This is a genomic window from Sphingopyxis sp. JAI108 (assembly GCF_013410105.1).
Taxonomy (GTDB): Bacteria; Pseudomonadota; Alphaproteobacteria; order Sphingomonadales; family Sphingomonadaceae; genus Sphingopyxis; species Sphingopyxis chilensis.
Genome location: NZ_JACCCJ010000001.1, coordinates 1,264,797 through 1,281,791 on the forward strand (window position 1 = coordinate 1,264,797; position 16,995 = coordinate 1,281,791).

Annotated in this window: 12 protein-coding genes; 10 read left to right on the top strand and 2 right to left on the bottom strand. The window is 66.4% G+C overall.

Annotation, left to right across the window (positions count from 1 at the left end; translation table 11 throughout):
• Positions 1–6: 6 nt before the first annotated feature.
• The 4 genes from HDC29_RS06005 to HDC29_RS06020 are packed head-to-tail and all read left to right on the top strand — an operon-like array spanning position 7 to position 4,935.
• The gene (locus HDC29_RS06005) at positions 7–1,047 is read left to right on the top strand and encodes a DUF1611 domain-containing protein (RefSeq protein WP_179495339.1); all 1,041 of its coding nucleotides are present in this window, start codon (positions 7–9) and stop codon (positions 1,045–1,047) included.
• Positions 1,044–2,183, top strand: a complete 1,140-nt coding sequence (locus HDC29_RS06010) for a hypothetical protein (protein WP_179495341.1) — start codon at positions 1,044–1,046, stop codon at positions 2,181–2,183. Before HDC29_RS06005 ends, HDC29_RS06010 begins: the two co-directional genes overlap by 4 nt.
• Positions 2,180–3,757: a serine hydrolase gene (locus HDC29_RS06015; RefSeq protein ID WP_179495343.1), complete on the top strand. Its 1,578-nt coding sequence runs from the start codon at positions 2,180–2,182 to the stop codon at positions 3,755–3,757. Before HDC29_RS06010 ends, HDC29_RS06015 begins: the two co-directional genes overlap by 4 nt.
• The gene (locus HDC29_RS06020) at positions 3,754–4,935 is read left to right on the top strand and encodes a dipeptidase (protein WP_179495346.1); all 1,182 of its coding nucleotides are present in this window, start codon (positions 3,754–3,756) and stop codon (positions 4,933–4,935) included. The genes HDC29_RS06015 and HDC29_RS06020 overlap by 4 nt, the downstream gene beginning before the upstream one ends.
• A gap of 6 nt (positions 4,936–4,941) precedes the next feature.
• On the opposite strand, the gene HDC29_RS06025 is transcribed toward HDC29_RS06020, so the two are convergent.
• Positions 4,942–6,279, bottom strand: a complete 1,338-nt coding sequence (locus tag HDC29_RS06025; protein WP_179495348.1) for a sigma-54 dependent transcriptional regulator — start codon at positions 6,277–6,279, stop codon at positions 4,942–4,944.
• Complete coding sequence (locus HDC29_RS06030) at positions 6,276–8,072, bottom strand: ATP-binding protein (protein WP_179495350.1); 1,797 nt, start codon at positions 8,070–8,072, stop codon at positions 6,276–6,278. The genes HDC29_RS06025 and HDC29_RS06030 overlap by 4 nt, the downstream gene beginning before the upstream one ends.
• A 192-nt stretch (positions 8,073–8,264) precedes the next feature.
• Between HDC29_RS06030 and HDC29_RS06035 the strand changes: the two genes are divergently transcribed.
• The 6 genes from HDC29_RS06035 (at position 8,265) to HDC29_RS06060 (ending at position 16,986) form a co-directional block, all read left to right on the top strand.
• A complete protein-coding gene (locus HDC29_RS06035) occupies positions 8,265–9,626 on the top strand; it encodes a dicarboxylate/amino acid:cation symporter (RefSeq protein ID WP_257018072.1) in 1,362 nt (453 codons plus the stop codon).
• 38 nt (positions 9,627–9,664) lie between these two features.
• Positions 9,665–12,796 carry a TonB-dependent siderophore receptor gene (locus tag HDC29_RS06040; protein ID WP_179495354.1) on the top strand — a complete coding sequence of 1,044 codons (3,132 nt, stop codon included), beginning with the start codon at positions 9,665–9,667 and terminating at the stop codon, positions 12,794–12,796.
• Between the two features lie 56 nt (positions 12,797–12,852).
• Positions 12,853–13,767, top strand: coding sequence for a DUF4886 domain-containing protein (locus HDC29_RS06045; RefSeq protein ID WP_257018073.1), 915 nt, complete (start codon positions 12,853–12,855; stop codon positions 13,765–13,767).
• 61 nt (positions 13,768–13,828) lie between these two features.
• Positions 13,829–14,389, top strand: a complete 561-nt coding sequence (locus tag HDC29_RS06050; protein WP_179495358.1) for a hypothetical protein — start codon at positions 13,829–13,831, stop codon at positions 14,387–14,389.
• Entirely contained in the window at positions 14,389–14,871 is a 483-nt protein-coding gene (locus HDC29_RS06055) for a DUF421 domain-containing protein (RefSeq protein WP_179495360.1), read from the top strand. Before HDC29_RS06050 ends, HDC29_RS06055 begins: the two co-directional genes overlap by 1 nt.
• A 60-nt stretch (positions 14,872–14,931) precedes the next feature.
• On the top strand, positions 14,932–16,986 hold the full coding sequence (locus HDC29_RS06060) for a transglycosylase domain-containing protein (protein ID WP_257018075.1): 2,055 nt from the start codon (positions 14,932–14,934) through the stop codon (positions 16,984–16,986).
• Positions 16,987–16,995: the final 9 nt, after the last annotated feature.

Here is a 16,995-nt window from a genome sequence, read left to right on the forward strand (position 1 = left end):
GACAAGATGAACGCGCCCACCGGCAGGCTGGCCGAAAGCCTGACCCTGCCGCAACCCTATCTGCTGTTCCTCGGCGACACGACCGAGGCGGGCTATGCCAAGACCGCCTTTGGCCTCGCCGACTGGGCGGCTGACCGCTGCGTCGGCGAGTATGGGATCGGCGCCTGCTCGGTCAGCGCCGGCTTGCCGCGGCTGTCGCCTGACGAGGCCCGCGCGGCGGGAGCGCAGTCGCTGGTGATCGGCGTCGCGAACCAGGGCGGCGTCATCGGCGACGCCTGGGTCGCCGTGCTTGTCGAGGCGATGGAGGCGGGGCTCGACATTGTCAGCGGGCTCCACACACGGCTGACGAGCATCCCCGCGCTCGTCGAGGCTGCGAAACGGACCGGCCAGCGGCTGATCGACGTGCGCACGCCGCCGCCGTCGATCCCGATCGCCAACGGCCGCAAGCGCAGCGGCAAGCGCCTGCTGACGGTTGGCACCGATTGCGCGCTCGGCAAGAAATATACCGCGCTCGCGCTCCATCGGGCCTTTGTCGCGCGCGGAATCGACGCCGATTTTCGCGCCACCGGCCAGACCGGGATCATGATCGCGGGCGGCGGGATGCCGATGGACGCGGTGGTCTCCGATTTCGAGGCGGGGGCGGCGGAGATATTGAGCCCCGACGCGCCCGAAGACCATTGGGACCTGGTGGAGGGGCAGGGGTCGATCTTCAATCCTGCCTATGCCGCGGTATCGCTTGGCCTGCTCCACGGCAGTCAGCCCGACGTGTTCGTCGTCTGCCACGATCCGGCGCGCAAGGTGATCCTGGGCATGGAAAGCTTCGCGCTTCCCAGCATCGAGGAGGTGATCGACCTGACGATCCGCCTCGGCAGCCGGACCAATCCGGCGATCCGCTGCGGCGGGGTGAGCCTCAACACCTCGGCCTATGACGCCGATGCCGCCGAGGCGCTGATGGCGGCCGAACGGCAACGCCTGGGGTTGCCCGTAGCCGACCCGATCCGCGGCGGCGCGTCGTTCGACGCGCTCGTCGAAAACTGTCTCGCATGAGTGTGGGCGAGACGGGTGGCAGGTCGAGCTGGTTCCAGCGCTTCCTGCTGCCCGGTTTCGCGTTGAAGGCCGTCATCATCGGCGGCGGCTATGCCACGGGGCGCGAGCTGGCCGAATATTTCGTGCCGTCGGGGCCGTGGGGCGGGCTGGCCGCGATGCTGCTCGCGACCTTGATCTGGAGCATCGTCGCGGCGCTGACCTTCGCGCTCGCGCGCCGGATGCAGGCTTATGACTACCGCAGCTTCTTCGAAGGCCTGCTCGGCCCCGCCTGGATCGCGTTCGAAGGCGCCTATCTGATTTTCGTCGTGTTGATCATCGCGGTGTTCGGTGCGGCGGCGGGCGCGATCGGCGCAGCGACCTTCGGCTGGCCCGACCTCGCCGGGTCGGTGCTGCTGGCGCTCAGCATCCTCGGTTTCACCGCCTTCGGCACGGCGCTTGTCGAGACATTGTTCAAATATGCCTCGATGCTGATCTACGCGGTCTATGCGCTGTTCCTTGTGTTCGCGCTCGCCAGCTTTGGCGAAATGATCGGAAGCGGCTTCGCGAATGCGCCGCCGCCGTCGGGCAATTGGGTGGCGGGCGGCATCACCTATGCGAGTTATAATATCGTCGGTGCGGTCGTCATCCTGCCCGTCCTCCGCCACCTCACCAGCCAGCGCGACGCAGTCGTCGCGGGGCTGATCGCGGGGCCGCTGACGATGCTGCCGGCAATCCTCTTCTTCGTCGCGATGATGGCTTTTTACCCTGCGATCGGCAGCGAAACCTTGCCTTCGGATTTCCTGCTGCGGCAGATGGCCGTGCCGGGCTTTCATATATTGTTCCAGATGATGATCTTTGCCGCGCTGCTCGAAAGCGGCGTCGGCGCGATCCATGCGATCAACGAACGCGTCTCGGGCGTCGTCGAGGCGCGCGGGCGGCCGCCGCTCGGCACCGGCCCGCGCGCCGCGATCGGGACGCTCGTTCTTGTCGGCTGCATGTTCGTCGCTGCGCGCGTCGGTCTCGTCGACCTGATCGCCAGTGGCTATCGTTTCCTCGCCTGGCTTTTCCTCGCGGTCTTCGTTCTGCCCTTGCTGACGATCGGGACCTGGCGCCTGCTTCGTCCCGCACCCGCTCCCCAAATGGAGGCCTTGCCATGAAAGCCGTTCGCCTGCTCGCCCTGTCGCTGATGCTGTCGGTCGCCGCGCCCGCATGGGCCGAGCCGCCCGCCGACATCGGCGAAAGCGTCGAGGCGCTGCGCAAGAAGGTCGGCGCGGCGGGCGTGTCGATCGCGATCGTCGAGGACAGCAAGACGACGTTGTCGCGCGGCTGGGGCGTGCGCAAGCTCGGCGAGCGCGCGCCGGTCGATGCGCAGACGATCTTCCAGACCGGATCGACCGGCAAGGCGATGACCGCCGCGGCGCTTGCGATCCTCGTCGACGAAGGCAAGATCGCGTGGGACGATCCGGTGATCAAACATATGCCCTGGTTCCGCATGTACGACGCCTGGGTAACCCGCGAGATCACGATCCGCGACCTGCTTGTCCATAGAAGTGGGCTGGGGCTGGGGCAGGGGGACCTGATGTTCGTGCCGCGCACGCATCTGACGCGCAAGCAGACGGTCGAGCGCGTCGCCTATTTGAAGCCCAAGACGAGTTTTCGCTCGGCCTATGCCTATGACAATATCCTCTATGCCGTCGCGGGTCAGCTGATCGAGGAAGTCACCGGGCAGACGTGGGAGGATTTCATCCGCGCCCGCGTGCTGCGCGCCGGCGGCATGAAGAATGCGACGAGCGACAGCGAAGACCGATTCCGTATCGCGAACCGCAGCTGGCCGCACGCCCGGCTGTCGGGCGCGCTGCGTGGGCTGGGCCCGCAACAGGCGCTCGACGAACGCGACGAGCTCGGCCGCAACGGCGCCCCCGCTGGCGGGCTCGCGCTCAGCGCCGACGACATGGCGGCGTGGCTCAAGATCCAGCTTGCGCACGGCGCGCTCCCCAACGGAAAACGCCTGTTCAGCGAGAAGCAGGCGGCGGAAATGTGGGCGCCGGTGACACCGATGCCGATCACGCCGCTTCCCGACCAGCTCAAGCCCGCGCAGCCGACGCAGCAGGCCTATGCGCTCGGCTGGCAGGTGCAGGATTATCGCGGCCACCGCATCATCCAGCACGGCGGCGGCGTCTTCGGGTCGATCACGCGCGTCGTCATGATCCCCGACAAAAATGTCGGCTTCGCGATCATGATGAACAGCGAGGACAGCGGGATGCTCCTCGGCCTCACCTACGACCTTCTCGATCATTATCTGGACCAGGGCGAGTATGGCTGGATCCAGAAGTGGGAAGACTGGTATCAGGCGCGGCTCGCGGGGGGCGAGGCGTTCCTGAAGCAGTCGAAGGCGTCGCCGGCGCAGAGCGGTCCCTCGCTCGCGCTGGCGCGCTACGCCGGGCGCTACCGCGATCCCTGGTATGGCGATGTCGTCGTGGGGTCGGGCGCGAACGGGCTGACGATCGATTTCACCTCGACGCCGCGGATGGCGGGGCGGCTCAAGCATTGGCAATATGACAGCTTCGTCACCAAGTTCGACGATCCGGCGATCGAGCCCGCCTATGTCACCTTCGCGCTCGACGCCGACGGCAAGGTGACGGGCGTGACGATGAAGGCGGTGAGCCAGATCGCCGACTTCAGCTGGGACTATCACGATCTGGATTTGAAGCCCGTGGAGGACACGAAATGAAGCATATCGCGATCCTGCTGGCCGCAACGGCACTCACGGCCTGCTCGACCGGAGGCGACAAGCCGAAGGAGGCGCCCGACGCGCCGCTGCACAGCCGGATGCTCGTGCTCGACACGCACCTCGACACCCCGCTCCATTTCGAACGCGCGGGCTGGAGCTTTGCCGATCGTCACGCGCTCGCCGACGACATTTCGCAGCTCGACATTCCGCGGATGAAGGACGGCAATCTCGACGGCGGCTTTTTCGCCATCTACACCGAGCAGGGGCCATTGACGCCAAAGGGTTACGCCGATGCACTCGCCTTCGCGCGCAAGCGTTCGGACCTGATCGACAGCACCATCGCCAAATATCCCGAAGTCATCGCTCCCGCCTTGACGGCACCCGATGCGCTGCGGCTGAACAAGGAAGGCAAGCTGATCGCCTTCAAGTCGATGGAGAACAGCTATCCGCTCGGCGAAGACCTTTCGCTGCTTCAGGAATTTTACGACAAGGGCCTGCGCCTCGCGGGGCCGGTGCATTCGAAGGACAATCAGTTCGCCGACAGCGCGACGGGGGCTGGGCGCTGGAAAGGGCTGAGCCCGCTCGGCAAACAGTGGGTCGCAGAGATGAACCGTCTCGGCATCGTGATCGATGCGAGCCATTCGTCCGACGCGGCGTTCGACCAGCTATTGGCGCTGTCGAAATATCCGATCCTGCTTTCGCACTCGAGCCTGCGATCGGCCTATGACCATCCGCGCAACCTCGACGAGGGCCGATTGAAGGCGCTCGCGGCGAAGGGCGGCGCCATGTGCATCTCGACGATCTTCATGTCGGAGATGAACATGTCGCCCGCGCGCGGCGAGCTGTTCGGCAAATATGAACGGATCGGCACGCTCTCGCCCGCCGAGCAGGCCGACCTCAACCGCCAGTGGCGCGAACTCGACAAGACCGAAAAATTGTGGGCGGCCGATTTCGACGCCTATATGACGATGGTGCTGCGCGCGATCGAGGTCGGCGGCGTCGACCATATCTGCTTCGGCGCCGACTGGGACGGCGGCGGCGGACTGCCGGGCATTGAGGATGTCTCGGCGCTGCCCAAGGTCACCGAGCGGCTGAAGGCGGCGGGTTATTCGGACGTCGACATCGAGAAGATGTGGAGCGGCAACATCCTGCGCGTGCTCGCGGCGCAGGGGAAATAGACGGCGTCAGCCGCGGAACTGCTTGGGGTCGATCCCGAGCTTTGCCATCTTGTCGTACAGCGTCTTTCGCGGCACCCCTAGCCGCGCCATCGTCGCAGCAATATTGCCGCGCGCCTGCGCCAGTGTGTCCTCGATGATCGTCGCCTCGAAGCGGCGCAGCCGCTCGGCGAGCGGCGCCTCGGCGGGTAGCGAGGAACGGCCTGGGTCGGAGGGCAGGTCCAGCACGACGCTATAGGCGAAATTCTTCAGCTCGCGGACATTGCCCGGCCAGTCGTGCTCGACCAGGTGGCGGCGGATGCTGTCGTCGATCTGGAACCCCGACATTCCCATCTTCGCCGCGGCTTCGTCGAGGAAGAAGGCGAAAGTCTGCGGAATGTCCGACCGCCGCTCGCGCAAGGGCGGAATGCGCAGCTTCACGACGTGCAGCCGGTAATAGAGATCCTCGCGGAAATCGCCGCCGCGCACCGCGTCCATCAGGTCGGTCTTCGTCGCCGCGATGACGCGCAGGTCGACGGGCTCGGGTGCGCTGGCGCCCAAGGGCTGCACCTCGCGTTCCTCGATCACGCGCAGCAGCTTCGCCTGCACCGCGGGGTGCATCGTGTCGATCTCGTCGAGGAACAAAGTCCCGCGGTGCGCGCTGCGGATGCGTCCGGCCTGACCCAGCTTGCCCGTCGCGCGGTCGGCAAGGTCGCTGCCGAACAGCTCGGCTTCCGCGAGCTCTTGCGGCAGGGCGGCGCAATTGACCGCAACCAGCGATGCCGCGCTCCGCCGGCTCTGGCGGTGGAGCATATGTGCGACCAGCTCCTTCCCGGTTCCCGTCTCACCCTCGATCAGCACGTCGATATCGGCCTGTGCGAGCTGTGCGATGGTCTCGCGCAGCCGCACCATCGCCGGGCTTTCCCCGATCAGCGGGCTGTCGATTGCCGCCGCCGCCGCGGTCAGCCGGCGGTTGTCGAGGATCAGCGCCCGGTGGGCGAGCGCGCGGCGCGCGACCCCGACCAGATGGTCCGCCGCAAAGGGTTTGGCGAGGAAATCGAACGCCCCGTCGTGGAGCGCGCGCACCGCCATCGTGACATCGGCGTGACCGGTGATCAGGACAACCGGAATCTCGGGATCGATCGAATGGATCGCCGCGCGCAGTTCGAGCCCGTCCATTCCGGGCATGCGGATATCGGTGACGACGATACCGGGAAAGCCGCTGTCGATGCGCGGCAGGACGCTGCGTGCATCCGGAAAGGACTCGACCGCGAGCCCCGCCAGATCGAGCGTCTGAACATTCGCTTCGCGCAGCGCCGCATCGTCGTCGACGAAGAAGACCGTCTGCTCGGCCGTGAAAAAGCTCATGCTCGCCTCAACGTCAGGCGGAAACCCGCGCCGCCGAGGGGCGAGGGGATGAGGGTCAGCGTACCGCCGAACCCGGTCATGATGTCGCTGGCGATCGCCAGCCCCAGTCCCAGCCCGTCGGGCCGGCCGGTGACGAAGGGCGTGAACAACTGCGGCAATATGTCCGCCGGAACACCGGGGCCATTGTCGCAAATGTCGATCAGCACCGGCCCGTTGCCATGCGCCAGCAGGGTTACGCGCGCGCCATCGACGTCGCGAACCGCCTCGGCGGCATTTTGCAGCAGGTTGATCAGCACCTGTTCCAGCCGCACGCGATCGGCGTGCACGGCGACGGCCGGCTCGTCTACTCCCACGTCAAGTGCGATGCCCTGCGCGCGCAGCCGGTCGCCGATCAGCAACAATGTCCCGTCGATCGCCGATCGCAGCGGGACAGGACCAAGCGGTGCCGGCGCGCGGCGCGCGAAATTGCGCAGCTCGCCGGTGATCGCGCCGACGCGGGCGGTCAGCTCGACGATATGGCCCAGATTGCCGCGCGCCTTGTCGGGCTGCGTCCGGTCGAGATAGGCAAGGGCGTTTTCGGCGAAGGTGCGGATCGCGGCGACCGGCTGGTTGATCTCGTGCGCGACGCCGGCGGTGATCTGTCCGATCGAGCCGAGCCGGCTCGCCTGCGCGAGTTCCTCGCGCGCGGCGCGATAGCGGCGGTCGGTTTCGGCCTGCCGCTCCGATGCCTGCCGTAATTCGTCGTTGGCGGCGCGCAAATCGCGCGTGCGGGCGGCAACCTCGCGTTCGAGCGCTTCGTGTGCCGCCTGCCGCATCGTCTGCCGCTCGACGAGGCGCAGCAGCGTGACGATCGCCGCGCCGACGAGGATCAGCAGGATCAGGAAGGCGACGCGCGCGGTCGCGGCGGCGCTGTCGCGCGCGGGTCCGGCGGGCTGGAGCAGGCGGAGTGTGCTGCCGCGAAGTGAAACGCGCTCGTCGGCCTGACGGAACAGATCGTCGCCGACGCGAAGGCCGCCCCCTGCGCGGTCGACCGGCAGCGGGGCCAGCCGCGCCTCGCCATAGCTGCGCGTCGCGCGAAGCCGCCGCTGCGCTTCGGCCGAGATCGGCACGAAGGAGCGGAAGCGCCAGCGCGCGTCGCTGCTCATCACGACGATACCCGCTGCGTCGGTCACCAGTGTGGTTGCGGACGAATCGGCCCAGCGCGACTCGAGCTTGTCGAATTCGACCTTGAGCACGATTACACCGAGCCGGCGCCCGCCGACGGTGACGCGCCGCGCGAGATAGAGGCCGGGGCGCCCGCTCACCGTCCCGAGCGCGAACAGCTCGGCCTCGCCGTCTTGCATCGCGCCCTGGAAATAGGGCCGGAAACGGTAGTTCTGGCCGACAAAGCTCGTCGGCGCGCTCCAGTTGCTCGCGGCGATCGTCGTGCCGCCGGCATCGAGGACATAGATCACCGCGGCGTCGGTGCGCGTGGCAAGCTGCTCGAGTTCGCGGTCGAGACGGCGCGAGGCGGCGTCGCTCTTGTCGGCGAGCGCCGCGCGCACGTCGGGAAATTCGGTGAGGACGCGCGGCAGCAGGCGGAATTTCTGCAATTCGCTTTCGAGCAGATTCGCATGCGCGCGCGCATTCTGGCGCGCTTCGAGATCGGCCTGCGCGTTCGCGCGATCGGCCGCCCATCGGGCTAGGCCAAAACCCGCGACGAGCAGGATCGCGAAGCCGACCGCGACGGCGACGAGCAGGCGCCGGCGACCCGCTTGGGCCCTTGGTGGCTGCGAATCGGTAGGATCGGACATGTGCGGATTATTGCACAGATATTTGCAAACCTATGCGGAAAGTTGCACAAATCTGTTGTCGCCGCGAACAGGCTTATAAATAAAATTGAGCTATTACATATATTTATGAAAAATTGCCCTCATATTTGACCCCCGTTCCGCGCCGCTCGTAAATTGGCGGAAAGGCCGTCCGACGGCCGCAAGCGAGCGCCGATGGCGCGAAGACATGGGGAGAGGCTGGTGGCAGTCACGATCGATTTGACCGCGCCGCAGACGCCGCAGGCCCGGCCGTGGTGGACGCACCTCTACGTCCAGGTGCTCGCGGCAATCCTCGCGGGCGTGCTGCTCGGCCATTATTGGCCGTCGGTCGCGACCGAGTTCAAACCGCTCGGCGACGGCTTCATAAAACTCGTCAAGATGATCATCGCCCCCGTCATCTTCCTGACCGTCGCGACGGGCATCGCGTCGATCGGGGAGACCAAGGCGCTCGGCCGCGTCGTCGGCAAGACCTTCGCCTATTTCCTTTTCTTTTCAACGCTGGCGCTGATCGTCGGGCTGGTCGTCGCCAATGTGATACAGCCGGGTGCCGGGATGAACATCGACCCGGCGACGCTCGATGCCGGGGCGGTCGCGCAATATGAGGCCAAGGCGCACGAAGCGACGCTCACCGCCTTCCTGCTCGAGATCATTCCGACCACTTTTGTCTCGGCGCTGACCGAGGGATCGATCCTGCAGGCACTGTTCGCCGCGATCCTCTTCGGCCTCGCGCTGTCGCACGCGGGCGAACCGGGGCGGCAGGTGCTGGGTCTGCTCGAAAAAGTGTCGGTGGTCTTCTTCGGTCTCGTCGGCATGTTGATGAAATTCGCGCCAATCGGGGCGTTCGGCGCGATGGCGTTCACGATCGGCCGATATGGCGTCGAATCGCTCGCCAACCTCGGCCTGCTGATAGCGACCTTCTATCTGACCTCGCTCTTCTTCGTGATCGTCGTCCTCGGCGCGGTCGCACGGCTATGCGGTTTCTCGATCTTCAGCCTGATCGCTTACCTCAAGGCCGAATTGCTGCTCGTGCTCGGCACCTCCTCGTCGGAAGCCGCCTTGCCGAGCCTCATCCAGAAGCTCGAACAGGCCGGCTGCGCCAAGCCGATCGTGGGCCTCGTCGTGCCGACCGGCTACAGCTTCAACCTCGACGGCACCAACATCTATATGACGCTCGCCGCGTTGTTCATCGCGCAGGCGGTCGGCGTCGACCTCAGCCTCGGCGACCAGCTTGCGCTCCTGCTCGTTGCGATGGTCAGCTCGAAGGGCGCGGCCGGTGTCACCGGCGCGGGCTTCATCACGCTCGCCGCGACGCTGTCGATCGTGCCGTCGGTGCCCGTCGCGGGGCTCGCGCTGATCCTTGGCATCGACCGTTTCATGAGTGAGTGCCGCGCGCTCACCAACTTCATCGGCAACGCGCTCGCGGCGATCGTCGTCGCGGGATGGGAAAAGGCGCTCGACCGCGACGCGCTCCACCGCGCGCTCAGGGGCGAGCCCGCGCCGCTCGCCGCGCAGCCGATCGAGACCGACGCCGATTGACCGACAACGAAAAGAATATGGGGAGTGAGACAATGAAAATGACCAAAGCCCGTTGGGCCCGCCACAGCAGCCGCACCGTGCTGGTGCTCGTCGGCATCGGCGCCTTCGCCGCGCCGCTCGCCGCGCAGGAAGCGCCGGCGGAGACCGCCGCCACGCCGCCGGGTGAAGAGGCGATCGTCGTCACCGGCAGCCGCATCGCGCGCGAAACCTATGACACCCCGGCGCCGGTGATCGGCGTCTCGTCCGAGGACCTGGCTGAATCGGGCGACAGCGAACTCAGCGAAACGCTCGCCGACCTGCCGCAATTGTCGTCGGCGACCAACGATTCCACGGTCACCGGAAACACGCAGAATTCGGGTCTCAGTTCGATCGAGCTACGCAACCTTGGCTCGAACCGTACGCTCGTTCTCGTCGATGGTCGCCGCACCGTGTCGAACAGCGGCATTTCCAACCTCGTCAGCCTCTCGACGATCCCCAGCGATTTCATCGACCGGGTCGAGGTCATCACCGGCGGCACCTCGTCGGTTTACGGTTCGGACGCGGTCGCGGGCGTCGTCAACATCATCACCAAGAAGAATGAACGCGGCCTGACGCTGCGCGCGCGCGCCGGCGTCACCTCGGAAGGCGACGGGCAGGAACTGACGCTGGGCGCGACTTATGGCACGCGCTTCGCCGACGGTCGCGGTTATTTCCTCGTCAGCGGCACCTATGACCGCGACTGGGGCATCCGCGCGGTCGATCGCGAATGGGCGGTGCGGCCGGTGTCTTACGACTATGATTTCGAAAATGGCATCAACGAGTTCGAGGGCGTCTATATCAACGCCGACGGCGCGCCCGCGAGCGGATCGCGCCCCGCGTCCCAATTCCCGCCGCTGATGATGAGCGATCTCAGCAGCTTCATCCCCGGCGGCGTGTTCTCGGGCGCCAACTCGGCGCGCGACCGCTTCTACCGGAACGGCGTGCTCGTCGAGCGCGGCCCCGACCCCGTCACCGGGGACCCTGTCACCGGCAGCGGCGGCGGCGCGAACAGTCCCGGCAACGTCGGCTATTTCCTGCCGAACCGCGACGGGTACAACCAGCGCACCGGCCGCTCGCTGATCCTCGCCCGCGAACGCTATCTGGGCGCGGCCAAGCTCGAATATGAATTTTCGGACGCGATCGAGGGGTTCGCGCAGCTCCAATATTCGCGGATCACATCCGGCGAAACGCGCGAATCGGTGGGCATCGGGTGGGATTCGACCTATCCGCTGACCGATCCCGTCACCGGCGTCACGACCGAGATCGAATATGGCAAGATCCCGTGCCGCCCGGACAGTGGCCGGGGGTCGGGCCCGTGCAATCCGTTCGTTCCCGACGAAATTCGCGCCGATGCCCCTTCGACCGGCGCGGGCATCGCCTGGGACCGCCGCTTCGACGAGGTCGGCGGCCAGATCACCGAGAACAAGCGCGAGACGATCCGCAGCTGGGCCGGCCTGCGCGGCAAGATTTCGGACAGCTGGAATTGGGAAGCGAGCTTCGGTTATGGCCAGTACAAGCAGGATCAGTGGCGCCGGAACGAGATCAACGGCGTCAATCTGACACAGGCGCTTAACGCCGAGCTGGGACCAGACGGCGCCGCGCGGTGCGTCGATGCCGATGCGCGCGACGCAGGCTGCGTCCCCATCAACCTGTTCGGCGAAGGGGCGATCACCCCCGAAGCCGCGGCGTGGATCCGCGCCGACCTGCACCAGGAACTGACGATCCGCCAATATACGGGGCAGGCCTTCGTCACCGGCGAATTGTTCCAGCTTCCCGCCGGCCCGGTCGGCGCCGCCTTCGGCGTCGATTATCGCAAGGACAGCCAGGAACTCACCGGCGATCTGCTGTCGCAGACGGGCGGCACGACCGGCAATGCCGTGCCCAATTTCGGCGGCTCGATCCGCGCACTCGAAGGTTATGGAGAAGTCAGCGTGCCGCTGCTCCGCGACGCGCCGGGCGCCTATCTGCTCAGCGTTGATGCCTCGGCGCGCGTCGCCGACTACAGCATCGACAATGTCGGTACGGTGTTCAGCTGGCGCGGCGGCGTACAATATGCGCCGATCCCCGATATCCGCTTCCGCGCCCAATATGCCCGCGCCCAGCGCGCACCCGACATCGCCGAGCTCTATTCACCGCCGCGCGGCAATTTCGAGGCCGCGAACGACATCTGCGATGGCGTGACTCCGACGACGACCGGACAGATTGCCGCGGGTTGCCGCCTCGATCCGGGCATCCAGGCGCTCTTCGCGCAGCAGGCGACCGATGGCGTGACGCAGCAATATTCGCAGGCGGGCAACAGCCTCTACAGCCCCAACGGCGGCAACCTCGACCTCAAGGAGGAAACCGCCGACACGCTGACGCTCGGCGCCGTGCTCGCGCCGCGCTTTATCCCCGGCCTCACGATCGCGGTCGATTATTACGACATCCGCATCAAGGACGCGATCGACGCCTATTCGAACCGCGACATCCAGCTGCAATGCTATGACACCGACGTGCCTCAGGCGGACAACCCCTTCTGCGCCGACATCACGCGCAACGCCAACAACGGCCAGATCGTGGAGCTGGTCCAGCGGCAGGTAAATCTCGCGCGCTTCGACACGCAGGGGATCGACGTCGCGTTCAACTATCGCTTCCGCCTCGACGATGCGCTCGGCATCCCCGGCCGCTTCGACCTGCGTTACGACGGCACGCATGTGCTGAAGCAGAAGGTGCAGTTTCAGGGAGTCGACGGGACCGTCACCAACGACCTCGCCGGCGACCTGGCCGAAGGCAGCTTCAAATATCGCGCACGCGCATCGCTCGGCTGGCGGCTCGACAATTTCCGCATCCGCTGGACGACGACCTATTATGGCAAGATCAACGACAGCAATTCGCTCGCCGACCAATATGCCGCGCTGCTCGAAACCAATCCGAATGCCGAGGTGCCGATCTTCCTCAATATCGGCGACGTGTGGGAGCACGACCTGTTCCTGTCGTTCGACCTCGACGCGGGCGGCAAGGAATTTCGCCTCTATGGCGGCGTGAACAACCTGTTCAATTCGATCAGTCCCTTCCTGCCGAGCGGGACCGAAAGCGGACGCTTGACCAACCAGAACGGCGTCTATGATATTGCCGGACGCCGCTTCTACGTCGGCGCAACGGTGAAATTCTGATGCGAAAACAAATGAAACGAGCTTCGGGGCTTCTATCCACTGGACCCCTGAAGGCCATGTCGGGAGCGGTGCTGCTGACGCTGGCAGGGTGCGCGCCCGGCCAGGCGGTCGCCAGCACCGCCCCGCATGGTGAAACCGCCGGGCAGGCGATATCGTCCGAGCCCAAGGCCGCGCCGAAAACGATCCTCTTCATCGGCAACAGCTTTACCCAGGGCGCGCATTCGGCGGCGCGCAACTGGCGCGCGGGGTCGGTCGCTGACCTCAACCAGGCGGGCTATGGCGGCGTGCCCGCGCTGTTCAAGCTGTTCACCGAGCAGGCGGGGCTCGACTATGAGGTCAGCCTCGAGACGCAAGGCGGCAAGTCGCTCGGCTTTCATTATGACGAGCGGCGCCAGCGTTTCGACCGCGCGTGGGACGTGGTGGTGCTACAGGAATATAGCACGCTCGACCGCGAGCGGCCCGGCGACCCCGCTGAATATATCCGCAACGTCGGCCGCCTTGCGGCGCTGTTCAAAGCGCGCAATCCGGCAGTCGATATCCGCCTCGCCGCGACCTGGTCGCGCGCCGACCAGGCCTACAAGCCCAAGGGCCATTGGTACGGCAAGCCGGTGTCGACGATGGCCGAAGACCTTCGTGCCGCCGCCGATCGCGCGCGATCCGCCAACTCCGCAGTGGCGGGCGTACTGCCGGTCGGGCAGGCGTGGAACCGCGCGATGACGACGGGGGTCGCCGACCCCAATCCCTATGACGGGATCGGCTATGGCCAGCTCGACCTCTGGGCCTACGACCATTATCACGCGAGCGTCGCGGGCTATTATCTCTCGGCGCTCGTTACGTTCGGTGCGGTCACCGGTATCGACCCGACCACGCTCGGCCCGAAGGAAAAGGGCGCCGACGAGCTTGGCCTTTCGGACGCGCAGGCCGCGGCGCTGCAACGCGTCGCGCGCGATACGCTCGCAGGCGCCCCATAGATCGAAAGCGCCGCGAACGACTGTCGAACAGGGGAACGAACCGCCGCGCCAAGCGTCCAATATGGGCTCTCGGCCGGTCGTGGCCGCGGTCGGGCAGGAGGATCGGATGCAGGCGCCCGAAGGTTTGGAATCCCCGCCGCAGCGCCTGCGCCTGTGGGACCGCCACGCCAGCCCGATCTCGATCCTCGTCCTCGGCGCGCTCCTGCTCGCGGCCGTCCTCGGCTTCACTGGCGGCCAGCCCAGCCCGCCGCGCACCGCCGATTTCGGCGCGGCCCGCCTGACCGTGAAGACGCCGGCCATCATCCGCAACGGCGAGTTTTTCGAAACCGACGTGACGCTGACCGCCAACGCCCCGCTGGGTGACGCCGTGATCGCGGTGACGCCGACGCTGTGGCGCGACATGACCGTCAACACGATGATCCCGGCCCCCGTCGAGGAGAGCTTTGAGGATGGACGCTTTCATTTCTCCTACGGCCCGCTCGAGCCCGGAGAGCGCCTCCGCGTCAAGATCGACGGTCAGATCAACCCGCCGCTGTTCGCCGGCACGCAGGGGGACATCGCGGTGTTCGATGGCGAGCGGCGGATCGGCGCGATACCGCTGCGCATCAAGGTGCTTCCCTGATGGATATCGTCCTGCGCGCCACGGTGATGTTCTTCGTCTTGTTCCTCCTGATCCGCCTGCTCGGCAAGCGCGAGCTTGGCCAGATGACGCCGTTCGAATTCGTCGTGCTCGTCGTGCTCGGTGACCTGATCCAGCAGGGCGTGACGCACAATGATTTCAGCCTGACCGGCGCAACGCTCGCCATCTGCACCTTTGCCTTCTGGGCGCTGGTTCTCAGCTGGACCGCCTATCTGGTCCCGCGCGCGAAGAATCTGCTCGAAGGGACGCCGCGGGTGATCGTGCGCGATGGCCGGATCGTAACCGAAAACCTGCGCCGCGACCGGCTGACGCGCGACGAAATCCTCTCCGAAATGCGGCTCGCCGGCATCGGGCGACTCGCCGACGTCGCCTGGGCGATCCTGGAGCCGCAGGGCAAGATGAGCTTCATCAAGAAGGATGAGGGCGACGCGCGGCAACGGGATCGCGACGATCCCGCCGACTGACCGGCCGGCACGACAAGCCATTTGCTTATGCTGTATTGGGGCTGTAATACGGCCCCGAGCATGACCTGGTTTCGTAAACCCGATGGCCCCGACCCCACCCTTGCGGTGGGGCCGGGCGCACCCTTTGCCGAAATGGTGCCGCCTCCGCCGCCGCCCCTTCCCGAAACGCGGCGGGGCAAATGGGTGCGCCGCATCGCGCGCGGTTTCGTTGTGTTCTTCGCCTTTTTCCTCCTGCTCGTCGGCTGGCTCGCCCTCACCGCGCCGCTGTCGAAATCGCTCGAGCCGATCGCGCCGCCGCAGATCACCCTGCTCGCCTCCGATGGCACGCCGATCGCGCGCACCGGCGCGATCGTCGACGCGCCGGTCGAGGCGAAGAAGCTGCCCAAACATGTCACCGGCGCCTTCCTCGCGATCGAGGACCGGCGCTTTTACAGCCATTGGGGTATCGACCCGCGCAGCATCGCGCGCGCGGTATGGAGCAACGTCACCGGCGGGCGGACGCAGGGCGGCAGCACGATCACCCAGCAGCTCGCGAAATTCACCTTTCTGACGCCGAAGCGCACGCTGGGCCGCAAGGCGCGCGAGGCGCTGATCGCTTTCTGGCTCGAAGCCTGGCTGACCAAGGACGAGATTCTCGAACGTTATCTGTCGAACGCCTATTTCGGCGACAATACTTATGGCCTGCGTGCCGCCTCGCTCCACTATTTCTACCGGCATCCTGAAAAGCTGACCCCCGCGCAGGCGGCGATGCTCGCAGGGCTGGTGCAGGCGCCGTCGCGCCTCGCGCCGACGCGCAACCCCGATCTCGCCGAAAAGCGCATGAAGCTGGTCCTGAATGCGATGGTCGACACCGGCTATATGACCGAGCGCGAGGCCGGGGCGATCCGCACCCCGCGGATCGACGTGCGCACCCGCAACACGTTGCCGACCGGCACCTATTTCGCCGACTGGGCGCTGCCCGAGGCGCGCAAATTGAGCGACGTCGGCTATTCGCGCCAGACAATCACGACAACGCTTGACGCGCGGCTGCAATCGATCGCGCGCCGCGTGACGGGGCGCGCGGGGCTCGGCAAGGCGCAGGTCGCGCTTGTCGCGATGCGCCCGAATGGAGAGGTTGTCGCGATGATCGGCGGCAAGGATTATGCCGCCTCGCCCTTCAACCGCGCGACGCAGGCGCGGCGTCAGCCGGGTTCGACCTTCAAGCTTTTCGTTTATCTCGCGGCGCTTGCGGCCGGCTGGGAACCCGATGACCGGATCGACAACAGCGCGATCGAAACCGGCTCCTATCGTCCCAAAAATTCGGGCGGTGCCTATTCGAAGGACATCAGCCTCGAAGACGCCTTCGCCTCGTCGAGCAATGTCGCCGCGGTGCGTCTGTTCGGCGAAGTGGGCGACGAGAAGGTGATCGCGATGGCGCGCGACCTTGGCGTCACCGCGCCGATGGCGAAGGGGGACCCCAGCCTCGCGCTCGGCACGTCGAGCATGACCTTGATCGAACTCACCGCCGCCTATGCCGCGGTCGCGGCGAACAGCTATCCGGTCGAACCCCACGCATTCAAGGAACAGGAAAAGGGATGGTTCGAAAATCTGGTCTGGGGACCGTCGCGTTTCGGCGCTGGCGAGCATGAGGATATCGAGAAAATGCTGCGCGCCGCGGTCAATCGCGGGACCGGCCGCGCCGCGCGGCTGCCGCAAGCCAATTATGGCAAGACCGGCACGACGCAGGACAATCGTGACGCCCTGTTTGTCGGTTATGCGAACGACCTCGTCGTCGGCGTGTGGATCGGCAACGACGACAATACGCCGCTTCGGGGCATATCGGGCGGCGGCCTGCCCGCGCGCATCTGGCGTGATTTCATGACCGAGGCATCGGGCCGGCAGGCGGCGCCGCGACCCCGGCGCGCCGACCCGGCGGGCCCGGTCGAACCGCTCGACATTCCCGACATCAGCGACATTCCCGTCGGTGACCGGACGCGCGTCGGGATCGAGGGCGGCGATGCGGTGATTTCGACCGAGATCAATGGCAGCCGCATCGACCTCAGGCTGCCGATCCAGGACCGGGCGTCCGAACCGGTCGAGGCGGAACCGCCGCCGGCGGCGCCGACCCCTCCCTAGGCTGGCATC